The sequence below is a fragment of the Amycolatopsis sp. NPDC003861 genome, assembly GCF_053605405.1.
The window spans coordinates 1-12,605 of the sequence record NZ_JBSGJD010000271.1 but is presented as its reverse complement, the minus strand read 5'-3'; the positions used below and the strand labels follow the sequence as shown (position 1 = coordinate 12,605).

The following is a 12,605-nucleotide window of genomic DNA, read 5'->3' as shown; positions in this document are numbered from 1 at the left end:
GGCGTGACGGCCGCTGAGGCGGCTGCGTATCGGGTCGGCAGGGGGGTGTGGCCGGTGGGGCTTGGCGGGACGGGGGGCGAGCGCTCGGTCGAAGCCGGGCCTGCGGCCCAGGCCGGGCCTGCGGCCTAAGCGGCCCCGGCCGAAGCCAGCCCCAGCCGAAGCCGGGCCTGCGGCCCAAGCGGACCCTGGCCGAAGCCAGCCCAAGCCGAAGCCGGGCCTGCGGCCCAAGCGGACCCTGGCCGAAGCCGGGCCTGCGGCCCAAGCGGACCCCGGCCGAAACCAGCCCAGCCGAAGCCAGCCCCGGCCGAAGCCGGGCCTGCGGCCCAAGCCGGCCCAAGCGGACCCTGGCCGAAGCCAGCCCGACCGAAGCCAACCCCGGCCAAAGCCGCCCCTCGACCAAAAGCGGAACCCGACCAAAGTCGTACCCCCGGCCATACCTGAGGATGCCGCGCTCTGCGGAACACCACCGGTACCCTTCGGAAAGCGAACACCGAAATCGGACGTGGGTACCAGGGGGTACGAGCTGTGCACATCGACCAATGGCTGGAGGCGATCCCGCCGCTCTCGGTGTACCTGATCGTCGGTGCGGTGATCATGATCGAGAGCCTCGGGATTCCGCTGCCCGGCGAGATCGTGCTGGTCAGCGCGGCCCTGCTCGCGTCGCAGCACAGCAACCTGAGCCCGCTCTGGATCGGGATTCTGGCCAGTGCCGGCGCCATCATCGGTGACAGCATCGGGTACTTCATCGGGAAAACCGGTGGGCAACGGCTGTTCGCCTGGGCCGGCCGGAAATTCCCGAAGCATTTCGGGCCGGCGCACCTGGCCAACGCCGAACGGATCTTCAACAAACGTGGTGTGTGGGCCGTCTTCCTCGGGCGGTTCATCGCGTTCCTGCGGATCCTCGCCGGGCCTCTCGCCGGGTCGCTGCGGATGCACTACCCGAAGTTCCTGCTGGCGAACGCCGCCGGGGGCATCGTCTGGGCCGGGGGTACCACCGCCGCCGTCTACTACCTCGGCGTGGTGGCCGAAGAGTGGCTCGGCCGGTTCTCCAAGTTCGGCCTGGTGGCCGCCGTCCTCATCGGCGTGGTGGTCTTCTTCGTCATGAAGAAGCGCCTCGGCCGGAACCACCCGGAAGAGGAAAAGCAGGAAGAGACCGCCGCCTAGACCGCGACCAGCTCCCGCTTGGGCGCGAACCGCAACGAGCCCAGCAGCACCCCGGCGATCACGACGGCCGCCGCGCCGACCTCCAGCCAGGTCGGGCGCTCGCCCAGGATCAGGAACGACGCCGTCAGCCCGACCACCGGCACCAGCAGCGAGAACGGCGACACCACGCCCGCCGGGTTGCGGCGCATCAGCGTCGTCCACAGGCCCGAACCGACGACCGTGCCGATCAGCACCACGTACGTCAGCCCGGCGAGCGCGGTGAGGCCGGTCGGGGTGCCGAGCGTCGTCAGCGAACGCCACTGCGCGGCCGGGCCCTCCATGACCAGCGACAGCGCGAACATCGGCAGCGGCGGCACCACCGACATCCACAGCGTGAAGTGCAGCGGGTTGTCCGGCTCGGCCTTGCGCGTGCTCAGGTTGCCGAACGCCCAGCTCAGCGCGGCCAGCAGGGTCAGGACCATCGGCAGCAGCGCGGCGTGCCCGGACTGCTGCCACGCGATCGCGGCCATCCCGGCCACCGCCAGCGCGATGCCCGCCAGCTGGTGCGGCGTGACGCGTTCGCGCAGGAAGACGGCGCCGAGCAGCACCGTGAACGGCGCCGACGCCTGCAGCACCAGCGACGCCAGCCCGGTCGGCATCCCGCTGTCCATCGCGATGAACAGGAACGCGAACTGGCCGGTGCCGAACCCGAGGCCGTAGCCGAGCAGGTGCCGCACCTTCACCTTCGGCCACGGCACGAACAGGATCGTCGGCACGGCGATCACGGCGAACCGCAGCGCGCCCGCGAACACCGGCGGGAATTGCCCGAGTGTGGCGTGGATGGCCAGGAAGTTCAGGCCCCACAGGACGGCGACGAGCACGGCGAGCAGACGGTCACGAGCGGGCATGCCTCCACTGTGACAACGCCGACCGTGAAGGACCAGCGAGAATATCTGCAGGAACCTTGTAGCGGAGCTTCAAGTACAGTGACGGCGTGGATCTGGGCCGGTTGCGCACGTTGCGGGAGTTCGCCGACCGCGGGAGCGTGACGGCGGCCGCGCGTGCCCTGCACTGCACGCCGTCCGCGGTTTCGCAGCAGCTGCGCGCGTTGCAGGGCGAAGTCGGCCTGCCGCTCACCGAGCCCGCGGGCCGGGGCCTACGGCTGACCGACGCCGGCCGCGCGCTGGTCGCCCGCGCCGATGAGGTGCTCGCCGCGCTCGAACGGGCCGAGTCCGAACTGGACACCTACCGCAGCGCGCCGCGCGGGCGGGTGCGGATCGCCATCTTCCAGTCGGCCGGCTTGATGCTGCTGCCGGGGCTGCTGTCGCGCGTCGCCGGGTACGACGGCCTGGAGGTCGACGTCCGGGACGTCGACATGACGCCGCCGGAGGTGCCTGGCCTGGTCGCGGACTACGACATCGTCGTGGCGCACCGCGACGAGCACGCGCCGGAGTTCGACTCGAGCCGCCTCGAGGTGGTGCCGTTGCTGCGCGAACCGCTCGACGTCGCGCTGCCGACGGGGCACCGGCTGGCGAACCGGCGCCGCGTCGAACTGGCCGAGCTGGCGGACGAACGCTGGATCGGCGTCGACCACGGCTTCCCGGTGGACGACGTGCTGCGCTCGCTGACCGTCCGCACCGGCGTGCGGCCGGTTGTCGTCCAGCGGATCAACGACTTCCGGATCACCGAGCGGCTGGTCGCGGCCGGGCACGGCATCGCACTGGTGCCGCGCTACACGATCGACACCCGCCGGGGCAGTGGCCTGGTCAGCCGGCCGCTGGCCGGGATCCGCGCGGCCCGGCTGGTGGAGGCGGTGTGCCGCACGGGCGCGCTGCAGCGTCCGGCGGTGGCCAAGGTGATCGACGAACTCCGCGCGGAGATCGCCCAGCTCACCGCTTGAAGCCGCGCAGGTAGCCGAGCGCGATGCCGAGCGCGTCCTGCAGCGCCGTGAGGTCGTGGCGGATGTGGGCCAGCAGCAGTCCACCTTGGACGGACGTCATCGCCGCCTGCGCGAGCCGGGCCGGGTCGGCGTCCGCGGCCAGTTCTCCGTTGTCCTGCAAGGCTTTCAGCCCGCGCGCCAGGTGGGACTCCCACGTCCGGTAGGCCTGGTCGACCAGCGGGGCCAGCTTCGGGTTGTCGCCCACCTCGCCCGCGAGGTTGCCCAGCGGGCAGGCGATCGGCCCGCCAGCGCGGCGGTGGACGTCGAGCAGCTGCTCGGTCCACGTCTCGAGGTCGGCCCAGGACGCCAGCGTGAAGATGGCCGGCTGGTTGCCGAGGATCTGCTCGAGGTACCGGTCGATCACGGCCGCGACCAGCTGTTCCTTGTTCTTGAAGTAGTGGTACATCTGCGATTTCCCGGCGCCGCTCGCGGCCAGCACCTTGTCGACGCTCGTGCCCGCGACGCCGTCGACGTACATCAGGCCCGCCGCCGCGTCGACGATCGCGTCGCGCGTGCGCTTGCCGCGCGGGGTCGAAGCCGCTTGCGCCTCCATGTACCGAATAGTACAGTTCGGCACACTGTACCGATCAGTACAACGAACTGAGGGGGAGCCATGACGCTCGACCAGGCCCTGACCGGGCTCAACGACCAGCTCCGCGGCGCCCTGCCGCCGGAGATCGCCGAGGTCCTCGAGGCGGACCGCCGCCGTGCCGCGACGGACTTCGCCGAGGTGGGCGCCAAGATCGAGGACTTCGAGTTGCCTGGCGCCGACGGGACGCCGACGCGCTTGGGTGAACTCGTCGCCGATGGGCCGGCGGTGCTCGTGTTCTACCGCGGCCAGTGGTGCCCGTACTGCAACCTGACGCTGCGCACCTACCAGCAGGAACTGCTGCCCGAGCTGGAGAAGCGTGGTGTGACCCTGGCGGCGATCAGCCCGCAGCGGTCGGACGGCCCGGCGCCGGACCTGGCGTTCCCGGTGCTTTCCGACGTCGGGAGCACCGTCGCGCGCGGGCTCGGGCTGAGCTATCCGGTCTCCGATGTCGTCCGCGAGGCGATGAAGACGCTGGGGACGGACCTCGAGGAGGTCAACGGCAGCTGGGAGCTGGTCCACCCGGCCGTCGTCGTGGTCGGCCGCGACCGGATGATCCGGTACATCGACGTCCACCCGGACTTCGTCACGCGGACCGAACCGGCGGACATCCTCAAAGCGCTCTAGCCGACCGTTTCACGCTGTAGGTGATCACCGAACCCAGGATCAGGGCCACGGCCAGGGAGAGCAGCAGGCTGATCCCGGGTTCGGTGACGATCCGGCCGCCGGCGTAACCGAGGAAGGCCACGTACGACGTCCAGAGTGTGACGCCGATGGCCGAGGCGGCGAAGAACTCCGCCGGCGGCCATCGGAGTGACCCGGCGAGGAGGGCGCCGAGCGTCCCGCCCGACGGCAGCCAGCGGGCGACCACCAGCACCGGCCGGGGATGGCGCTGCAGCCGCCCGTCGAGCCAGCCGAGGCCGGCGGCAACCTTCTTCCGCCTGCTCAGCCGGTCCAGCGCCGCCCGGCCACCGAACCGGCCGAGGGCGTAGAGCGCCTGGTCGGACGCCAGGCACCCGGCACTCGCCACGGCGATCACCAGCGCCAGCGACGTCCCGCCCTGCGCCGCCGAGATGCCCATGCCGAGGATGGTCACCTCGGTGGGCAGCAGCGGCACGAGCGCGACGACGAACAGCACCAGCAGTCCCGCCGTCGATCCGTCCACACCTCCATTAACCGCCGGCCCGCCGCCGGGCACTCCCGATCGACGGGGACTCACAGCAACCCGACAGCTCTTCCACAGACTCGGGGAAACCATGCCAGGAGTTGTCATGGTTCGCCGTGAGGCTGAACGCATGAACACACTTTCCGGAAAAGTCGCCCTGGTGGCGGGCGGGACGCGCGGCGCGAGCCGGGCGATCGCCGTCGAACTCGGCCGCGCGGGCGCTTTCGTGTACGTGACCGGCCGGACGACCCGTGCCGGACGGTCCGAAGTGGACCGCCCGGAGACGATCGAGGAGACGGCCGAGCTGGTCGAGCGGGCGGGTGGCGAGGCGGAAGCGATCCGCGTCGACCACCTGGTGCCGGAGGAGGTCGAGGCGCTGGCCAAGCGGATCGAGCGCCTCGACATCCTGGTCGACGGCCTCTGGGGCGGCGACCAGCACCTCGGCTGGGGCAAGCCGGTGTGGGAGCACGACCTGACGGCGGGCCTGCGCATGATCCGCCTCGGCATCGACGCGCACCTGATCACCAGCCACTTCCTGCTCCCGCTGCTGATCGGCCGCCCGGGCGGCCTGGTCGTCGAGCTGACCGACGGCACGGCCGAGTACAACGCGAAGTACCGCGAGGGGACGTCGCTGCCGTTCTACCTGGCGAAGGCGTCGGCGCACCTGCTGGCGATCGGCGAGGCGGCCGAGCTGGCTGCCTTCGGGGCGACCGCGGTCGGCTTCACACCGGGCTACCTGCGATCGGAGGCGATGCTGGAGCACTACGGGGTGACGGAGGAGAACTGGCGAGACGCCTGCTCGCGGGTGCCGCACTTCGCGATCGCCGAGTCGCCGACGTTCTGCGGCCGCACGGTGGTGGCCCTGGCGGCGGACCCTGCGCGGCAGCGGTGGTCCGGGCAGACGGTGAGCAGCGGCCAGCTGGCGAAGGAGTACGAGGTGAACGACCTCGACGGCAGCCGCCCGGACGCCTGGCGGTACATGCGGGAGGTGGCGGACGCGGGCAAACCGGCGGATACGACCGGTTACCGCTGAGCGTTGCGGGCGGCCAGCTTCGCGCCGATCGCGGCCAATTCCGCCCGCAGCGAAGCCGGCTCCAGCACCTCGACACCCGGGCTGAGCGCGACCAGCTGGCCGAGGCCGATCTCGTCGTCTTCCAGGGCGAGTTCGGCCTCGGCCCAGCCGTCGGCGTCCGCCGCGCCCAGCGATACCACCGTGTCCCCGAGGTGCTCCCCGCCGAACACCCGCCGCAGCTCGCGGACCGCCGTCCGGTCCAGCCGGGCTCGGACTCGCAGCGGCCGGGCGACCTGCTCGAACGTCGCGGAAGACACCCGCCACCACTCGGCCAGGTCAAACTCCTCAGGCCGCTCGAAAGCCGTCTCGAGCTGGGCCGTCGAGAGGATCCGCGACACCCGGTACGTCCGCAGCGCGTCGTCCGGGACCACCCGCGCGACCAGGTACCAGACCCCCGCCTTCAGCACGAGCCCCAGCGGTTCGAGCTCGCGCGCGGCCACCTTGTCGCTACGCCGGTAGGTGATCGAGAGGCGGCGCTGCGCCCAGACCGCCTCGACGACCGAGGCCAGGGACGGCGGCTCGTCGGCGGCACCGAACCAGCCCGGCGCGTCCAGGTGGAACCGCCCGGCCACCAACGCCGCGTGTTCCTGCAGCTCGGCCGGCATGCCCGCGGACACCTTGGCCCGCGCCGCGCTGCTCGCCGTGTCCAGGCCGAGGCCCGCCAGCGCGGAAGGCACCCCGAGCGCGAAGAGCGCGACGGCCTCGCGCGCGGTGAGGCCGTCGAGCCCGGAGCGCCAGCCGTCGACCAGGCGGAAGCCACCGTGCCGGCCTTGCTCCGTCCACAGCGGAACGCCCGCTTCGCGCAGCGCCGCGAGGTCGCGGTGCATCGTCCGCTCCGAAACGCCCAGCTCCGCAGCGAGCTCGGCGGCGGTCGCGCTGCGCCGCCGTTGCAGCGTGAACAGCAGCGCGACCAGCCGCTCGGCCCTCACCGGTTGGCGCGGTTCACCGCCGAGACGACCGCGCGCAGCGACGCCGTGACGATCGACGGGGCGATGCCGATGCCCCAGAACACGCGGTCGGAGATCGCGCACTCGATGTACGACGCCGCACGCGCGTCGTCGCCCGGGGAGAGCGTGTGCTCGCTGTAGTCCAGGAGGCGCAGGTCGTACCCGACCGTCGACAGCGCGTCGAAGAACGCCGCGATCGGGCCGTTGCCGCGGCCGGTGACCTCGTGCTCGTCACCCTCCACGCGGACCGTCGCGGTGATGTCGTACTCGCCGTCGCCGTTGTCGCGGACGTGCTGGCGGACCAGCTCCAGCGGCGTCTTCAGCTCCAGGTACTCGGCCGAGAAGGCGTTGTACATCGTCGTCGGGTCGACCTCGCCGCCCTCGGAGTCGGTGTAGCGCTGGATGACCTTCGAGAACTCGATCTGCAGCCGGCGCGGCAGGTCGAGCTGGTGCTCGGCCTTCATGATGTAGGCGACGCCGCCCTTGCCGGACTGCGAGTTCACCCGGATCACGGCCTCGTACGTGCGGCCGACGTCCTTCGGGTCGATCGGCAGGTACGGGACCTCCCACGGGTGCTCGTCGACCGGTACGCCCGCCTTGTCCGCGGCGTCCTTCAGCGCGTCGAGGCCCTTGTTGATGGCGTCCTGGTGGCTGCCCGAGAACGCGGTGAACACCAGGTCGCCGCCCCACGGCGAGCGCTCGGGCACCGGCAGCTGGTTGCAGTACTCGACCGTCCGCTTGATCTCGTCCATGTCGGAGAAGTCGATCTGCGGGTCGATGCCCTGGCTGTAGAGGTTCATGCCCAGCGCGACCAGGTCGACGTTGCCGGTGCGCTCGCCGTTGCCGAACAGGCAGCCTTCGATCCGGTCCGCGCCGGCCTGGTAGCCCAGCTCGGCGGCGGCGATGCCGGTGCCGCGGTCGTTGTGCGGGTGCAGCGACAGGATCACCGAGTCGCGGCGGGCCAGGTTCCGGCTCATCCACTCGATCGAGTCGGCGTAGACGTTCGGGGTGGCCATCTCGACGGTGGCCGGCAGGTTCAGGATCACCGGCTTCTCCGGCGTCGGCTGCCAGATCTCGGTGACGGCGTTGCAGACCTCGAGCGCGTAGGACAGCTCGGTGCCGGTGTAGGACTCCGGCGAGTACTGGAACCGGAAGTCGGTGTCCGGCTGCTTCGCGGCCAGCTCGACGACCAGTTCGGCGGCCTGCGTGGCGATCTTCTTGATGCCCTCGCGCTCCTCGCGGAAGACCACGCGGCGCTGCAGGATCGACGTCGAGTTGTAGATGTGAACGATCGCGCGCGGCGCGCCTTCGAGGGCCTGGAAGGTCCGCTCGATCAGCTCGTGGCGGCACTGGGTCAGCACCTGGATGCTGACGTCGTCCGGGATGGCGTGGTCTTCGATGATTTCGCGGACGAAGTCGAAGTCCGTCTGGGACGCGGCCGGGAAACCGACCTCGATCTCCTTGTAGCCCATGCGGACCAGCAGGTCGAAGAACTTGCGCTTGCGCGCCGGCGACATCGGGTCGATCAGGGCCTGGTTGCCGTCACGCAGGTCGACGGCGCACCACAGCGGCGCGCGGTCGATGCGCTTTCCGGGCCAGGTGCGGTCGGGCAGGTCGATGTTCTCGACCAGGTCGTACCAGGGGCGGTAGCGGTGCACCGGCATGGACGTGCCGCGCTGGGTGTTCCAGGCGGGCTGGCCGGCGGGCGCGGGACGAGAAGGTTTGCGGATCTTGCTCATGGGATTTGGGGTGTCTCCAGCTCGACGGGTGCGACCGGCACCACGAAGCCCCGCGACGGGGAGCCGGTCCGGTCAGGCCCCGTCGCGGCAGCGAAGCAGGAGAGCACGCGCCACGGCCCCACCATAACCACGGAACGCTCGGTGAGGGAAGCCGGGCCGCGATGCATTCGTTACTCACATGGTTACTTGTGGGTAGCAATCGGCGTAGTGGCGTGCGAAACTGCGGGCATGGGTGAGCACGCAGAGTCGTCGTCGGAGGAGACCCGCGTCTCCGGCCGCGCGGCCGTCGACTGGCGCCAGACCCGGGGCAAGGTCGCCTCGCTGGTGGCGTCGGTCGTCCGCTGGGTCGGGCTGGTCTTCGCCGCGTTCCTGGTGATCCACGTGATCTTCACGGTCGGCTCGGCCAACCCGGACAACGGCATCGTGTCGTTCGTGAAGTCCTGGGCGGACAGCCTCGCGCTGGGCTTCAGCGACCTGTTCACGCCGAGTGACGAGAAGCTGCGCGTGCTGGTGAACTACGGCATTGCGGCGATCTTCTGGATGGTCGTGTCGGGGATCCTGGCCAAGGTCATCCGCCGCGTGGGCGGCGCTTCCTGACGCGTGACCGCGCCACGGCACCGACGCGGCGCGGTTCGCTTCGCCGATCCAGTGTGATCAAGGCCCGTGACTCGCGTGATCGAAACCGGAACTCCTGTGATCGGGGCCGGAACTCGCGAGTCCCGGCCCCGATCACGCGAGATACGGCTTCGATCACGCGAGCCCCGCCGGGAATCACGCGAGTCCCGGCTTAGAGCGCCGGCTCGCCCCACTGGCCGGTGAACGCGAACTCCTCCAGCGGCAGCCGCACCCGGTCCGCCTTCTCGCGCTCGATCCGCCAGTCCTCCTCCAGCACGTCCGGCGACGCCGGCGACCCCACGGCGATCGCCACCTTCGGGACGGCGTCCTCCGGGAGTGAGAACGCCGCCTGGACCGCGTCCGGCGAGAAGCCAGCCATCTGGTGCGCGATCAACCCCAGCTCCACCGCCTGCAGCACCAGGTTCTCCGACGCCAGCCCCAGCCCGTACTCGGCGTACGGCACCGCGCCCTTCTCGTTCGTCGTCACCATCACGCCGATCAGGAGCAGGCTCGCCCGGTGGGCCCACGCCTGGTTGCCCGAGTTCAGCGTCCCCAAGATCGCGTCGAACGACGGGGTGCCGCGGACGCCCACCAGGTAGCGGGCCGGCTGGGTGTTGCCGAACGACGGCGCCCAACGGGCCGCCTCCAGCAACGCCCGTACCTGCTCGTGGGTGACGACGGCTGACTCGTCGTAGGCCCGGGGGCTCCACCGTTCCGCCATCAGGGTTGCGATCGGGACGCTCGTCACAGCTGGCTTTCGCACGATCCCGACCCTACCCACGAGTGCTGTGCGTCACTCGGGCGGAAGGGCTCCGCGCATTCCGTTGGCATCGCGGAAGATTTACTTCCCGGACCGCCGCCGGACGGGTGCGCCCCACGTCAAGAGGGTGGCGGGCCGCCGAAGCCCCGGTAGGCTCCAGTTCAAATCATGGGACGCGGGGGCTCTCCGGTGCCCACCAGGGAGCCGCCCGGCCCGCGAGGAGGTTCGGGCGTGGCCCTCGTGGTCCAGAAGTACGGCGGATCGTCGCTGGAAAGTGCCGACCGGATCAAGCGCGTGGCGGAACGGATCGTCGCGACGAAGAAGGCGGGCAACGACGTCGTCGTCGTCTGCTCGGCGATGGGTGACACCACCGACGAGCTGCTCGACCTGGCGCAGCAGGTCAACCCGGCGCCGCCGGAGCGGGAGATGGACATGCTGCTCACCGCCGGTGAGCGCATCTCGAACTCGCTGGTCGCGATGGCGATCGCGGCCCAGGGCGCCGAGGCGTGGTCGTTCACCGGTTCGCAGGCCGGCGTCGTGACGACGTCGGTGCACGGCAACGCGCGCATCATCGACGTCACCCCGAGCCGCGTCACCGAAGCCCTGGAGCAGGGCTACATCGCGCTGGTCGCCGGCTTCCAGGGCGTCGCGCAGGACACCAAGGACATCACCACGCTGGGCCGCGGCGGCTCGGACACCACCGCCGTCGCGCTGGCCGCCGCGCTGAACGCCGACGTCTGCGAGATCTACTCCGATGTGGACGGTGTGTACACCGCCGACCCGCGGGTGGTGCCGGACGCGAAGAAGCTCGACACCGTCACGTACGAAGAGATGCTCGAGCTCGCCGCGAGCGGGTCCAAGATCCTGCACCTGCGGTCGGTCGAGTACGCGCGCCGCTACGGCGTCCCGATCCGAGTCCGTTCTTCCTACAGCGACAAGCCGGGCACGACGGTGACCGGTTCTATCGAGGAGATCCCCGTGGAACAAGCCCTGATCACCGGTGTGGCGCACGACCGCTCCGAAGCCAAGATCACGGTGACCGGGGTGCCGGACACCACCGGTGCCGCGGCCCGGATCTTCCGCGTGATCGCCGACGCCGAGATCGACATCGACATGGTGCTGCAGAACGTGTCCAGCACCGTCTCCGGCCGCACCGACATCACGTTCACGCTGTCGAAGGCCAACGGCGCCAAGGCCGTCAAGGAACTCGAGAAGGTCAAGGAGGAGATCGGCTTCGAGTCGGTCCTCTACGACGACCACGTCGGCAAGGTGTCGCTCGTCGGCGCCGGGATGCGCTCGCACCCGGGTGTCACGGCGACGTTCTGCGAGGCGCTGGCCGAGGCCGGCGTCAACATCGAAATCATCAACACCTCGGAGATCCGCATCTCGGTGCTGATCCGGGACGCGCAGCTCGACGACGCCGTGCGCGCGATCCACGAGGCGTTCGAACTCGGCGGCGACGAAGAAGCCGTCGTCTACGCGGGGAGTGGTCGCTGATGGCGGACGGGCTGCGGGTCGGGGTGGTCGGCGCGACCGGCCAGGTCGGCGCGGTGATGCGCAAGCTGCTGGCGGAGCGGGAGTTCCCGATCGCCGAGCTGCGCTACTTCGCTTCGGCGCGCTCGGCGGGGACGAAGCTTCCCTGGCGCGACACCGAAATCACGGTCGAGGACGCCGAGACGGCCGATCCGTCCGGTTTGGACATCGCGCTGTTCTCGGCGGGCGGCTCGACGTCGAAGGCGCAGGCCCCGCGGTTCGCCGCGGCGGGGGTCACGGTGATCGACAACTCCTCGGCGTTCCGGATGGACCCGGACGTGCCGCTGGTCGTCAGCGAGGTCAACCCGCAAGCCGTCAAGGAGGCGCGGAAGGGGATCATCGCGAACCCCAACTGCACCACCATGGCCGCGATGCCGGTGCTGAAGCCGCTGCACGACGAGGCCGGGCTGGTCCGGCTGGTCGCTTCGACGTACCAGGCGGTGTCCGGCAGCGGGCTGGCCGGCGTCGACGAGCTCGCCGGGCAGGTGAAGGCGGCGGCCGAGCACGCTTCGCTGCTGACCCACGACGGCGCGGCGATCGAGTTCCCGCAGCCGGAGAAGTACGTCCGCCCGATCGCGTTCAACGTCCTCCCGATGGCCGGGTCCATTGTGGACGACGGCGAGCTGGAAACGGACGAGGAGAAGAAGTTCCGCAACGAGAGCCGCAAGATCCTGAGCATCCCGGGCCTCGGCGTCTCGTGCACCTGCGTGCGCGTGCCGGTGTTCTCGGGGCACTCGATCTCGGTGAACGCGGAGTTCGAGCGGCCGCTGTCGGTCGAGCGCGCGACGGAGCTGCTGACGCACGCGGCCGGGGTCGAGCTGTCGGAGATCCCGACCCCCCTGCAGGCGGCGGGCAACGACCCGAGCTACGTCGGCCGCATCCGGGTGGACCAGGGCGTCGAGGGCGGTCGCGGGCTGGTGCTGTTCATCTCGAACGACAACCTGCGCAAGGGTGCGGCGCTCAACGCCGTGCAGATCGCGGAGCTGGTGGCCCAGCAGATCTGACCACAGTGGACAGCTGAATAATCGCTTGGCCGTTTCGCGGCGCTCGGGGGATCCTGAGCGCCCCCAAAAGCCGATAGGAATATGACACCTATTAACTCC

13 protein-coding genes are annotated in these 12,605 nt (G+C 70.5%); 7 read left to right on the top strand and 6 right to left on the bottom strand.

Annotated features, from left to right (window positions below; genetic code table 11):
* Positions 1-525: 525 nt before the first annotated feature.
* Positions 526-1,164 carry a DedA family protein gene (locus ACWEVN_RS40785; RefSeq protein WP_310969266.1) on the top strand — a complete coding sequence of 213 codons (639 nt, stop codon included), beginning with the start codon at positions 526-528 and terminating at the stop codon, positions 1,162-1,164.
* Here the strand turns inward: ACWEVN_RS40785 and ACWEVN_RS40780 are convergent.
* Positions 1,161-2,051, bottom strand: coding sequence for an EamA family transporter (locus ACWEVN_RS40780; protein ID WP_452054860.1), 891 nt, complete (start codon positions 2,049-2,051; stop codon positions 1,161-1,163). The two genes, ACWEVN_RS40785 and ACWEVN_RS40780, sit on opposite strands and share 4 nt — an antisense overlap.
* A gap of 86 nt (positions 2,052-2,137) precedes the next feature.
* Between ACWEVN_RS40780 and ACWEVN_RS40775 the strand changes: the two genes are divergently transcribed.
* On the top strand, positions 2,138-3,043 hold the full coding sequence (locus ACWEVN_RS40775) for a LysR family transcriptional regulator (RefSeq protein ID WP_310969263.1): 906 nt from the start codon (positions 2,138-2,140) through the stop codon (positions 3,041-3,043).
* On the opposite strand, the gene ACWEVN_RS40770 is transcribed toward ACWEVN_RS40775, so the two are convergent.
* Complete coding sequence (locus ACWEVN_RS40770; protein ID WP_452054859.1) at positions 3,033-3,635, bottom strand: TetR/AcrR family transcriptional regulator; 603 nt, start codon at positions 3,633-3,635, stop codon at positions 3,033-3,035. The two genes, ACWEVN_RS40775 and ACWEVN_RS40770, sit on opposite strands and share 11 nt — an antisense overlap.
* Positions 3,636-3,695: 60 nt before the next feature.
* On the opposite strand from ACWEVN_RS40770, the gene ACWEVN_RS40765 reads away from it, so the two are divergent.
* Positions 3,696-4,298 (top strand): peroxiredoxin-like family protein, encoded by a 603-nt coding sequence (locus tag ACWEVN_RS40765; RefSeq protein WP_452054858.1) that lies wholly within the window; start codon positions 3,696-3,698, stop codon positions 4,296-4,298.
* Here the strand turns inward: ACWEVN_RS40765 and ACWEVN_RS40760 are convergent.
* Positions 4,285-4,836 carry a DedA family protein gene (locus ACWEVN_RS40760; RefSeq protein WP_452054857.1) on the bottom strand — a complete coding sequence of 184 codons (552 nt, stop codon included), beginning with the start codon at positions 4,834-4,836 and terminating at the stop codon, positions 4,285-4,287. The two genes, ACWEVN_RS40765 and ACWEVN_RS40760, sit on opposite strands and share 14 nt — an antisense overlap.
* Positions 4,837-4,966: 130 nt before the next feature.
* On the opposite strand from ACWEVN_RS40760, the gene ACWEVN_RS40755 reads away from it, so the two are divergent.
* A complete protein-coding gene (locus ACWEVN_RS40755; protein ID WP_452054856.1) occupies positions 4,967-5,869 on the top strand; it encodes an SDR family oxidoreductase in 903 nt (300 codons plus the stop codon).
* Here ACWEVN_RS40755 and ACWEVN_RS40750 read toward each other — a convergent pair.
* Positions 5,860-6,837 carry a helix-turn-helix transcriptional regulator gene (locus ACWEVN_RS40750; RefSeq protein WP_452054855.1) on the bottom strand — a complete coding sequence of 326 codons (978 nt, stop codon included), beginning with the start codon at positions 6,835-6,837 and terminating at the stop codon, positions 5,860-5,862. The two genes, ACWEVN_RS40755 and ACWEVN_RS40750, sit on opposite strands and share 10 nt — an antisense overlap.
* Positions 6,834-8,594 carry a 2-isopropylmalate synthase gene (leuA, locus tag ACWEVN_RS40745; protein WP_452054854.1) on the bottom strand — a complete coding sequence of 587 codons (1,761 nt, stop codon included), beginning with the start codon at positions 8,592-8,594 and terminating at the stop codon, positions 6,834-6,836. Before leuA ends, ACWEVN_RS40750 begins: the two co-directional genes overlap by 4 nt.
* A 228-nt stretch (positions 8,595-8,822) precedes the next feature.
* On the opposite strand from leuA, the gene ACWEVN_RS40740 reads away from it, so the two are divergent.
* On the top strand, positions 8,823-9,191 hold the full coding sequence (locus ACWEVN_RS40740; RefSeq protein WP_449687370.1) for a hypothetical protein: 369 nt from the start codon (positions 8,823-8,825) through the stop codon (positions 9,189-9,191).
* Between the two features lie 190 nt (positions 9,192-9,381).
* On the opposite strand, the gene ACWEVN_RS40735 is transcribed toward ACWEVN_RS40740, so the two are convergent.
* Entirely contained in the window at positions 9,382-9,972 is a 591-nt protein-coding gene (locus ACWEVN_RS40735; RefSeq protein ID WP_452054853.1) for a nitroreductase family protein, read from the bottom strand.
* Positions 9,973-10,200: 228 nt separating this feature from the next.
* Here ACWEVN_RS40735 and ACWEVN_RS40730 point away from each other — a divergent pair, with 228 nt between their 5' ends.
* Both ACWEVN_RS40730 and ACWEVN_RS40725 read left to right on the top strand, forming a co-directional pair.
* Positions 10,201-11,466 (top strand): aspartate kinase, encoded by a 1,266-nt coding sequence (locus tag ACWEVN_RS40730; RefSeq protein ID WP_449687368.1) that lies wholly within the window; start codon positions 10,201-10,203, stop codon positions 11,464-11,466.
* On the top strand, positions 11,466-12,506 hold the full coding sequence (locus ACWEVN_RS40725; RefSeq protein ID WP_452054852.1) for an aspartate-semialdehyde dehydrogenase: 1,041 nt from the start codon (positions 11,466-11,468) through the stop codon (positions 12,504-12,506). The genes ACWEVN_RS40730 and ACWEVN_RS40725 overlap by 1 nt, the downstream gene beginning before the upstream one ends.
* The last annotated feature ends 99 nt before the right edge of the window (positions 12,507-12,605 follow it).

What these genes read in the sequence shown, in the direction of transcription:
- leuA (WP_452054854.1), bottom strand. Translation starts at nt 8,594, where the DNA reads ATGAGCAAGATCCGCAAACCTTCTCGTCCCGCGCCCGCCGGCCAGCCC.
- ACWEVN_RS40725 (WP_452054852.1), top strand. Translation starts at nt 11,466, where the DNA reads ATGGCGGACGGGCTGCGGGTCGGGGTGGTCGGCGCGACCGGCCAGGTC.
- ACWEVN_RS40780 (WP_452054860.1), bottom strand. Translation starts at nt 2,051, where the DNA reads ATGCCCGCTCGTGACCGTCTGCTCGCCGTGCTCGTCGCCGTCCTGTGG.
- ACWEVN_RS40770 (WP_452054859.1), bottom strand. Translation starts at nt 3,635, where the DNA reads ATGGAGGCGCAAGCGGCTTCGACCCCGCGCGGCAAGCGCACGCGCGAC.
- ACWEVN_RS40740 (WP_449687370.1), top strand. Translation starts at nt 8,823, where the DNA reads ATGGGTGAGCACGCAGAGTCGTCGTCGGAGGAGACCCGCGTCTCCGGC.
- ACWEVN_RS40765 (WP_452054858.1), top strand. Translation starts at nt 3,696, where the DNA reads ATGACGCTCGACCAGGCCCTGACCGGGCTCAACGACCAGCTCCGCGGC.
- ACWEVN_RS40755 (WP_452054856.1), top strand. Translation starts at nt 4,967, where the DNA reads ATGAACACACTTTCCGGAAAAGTCGCCCTGGTGGCGGGCGGGACGCGC.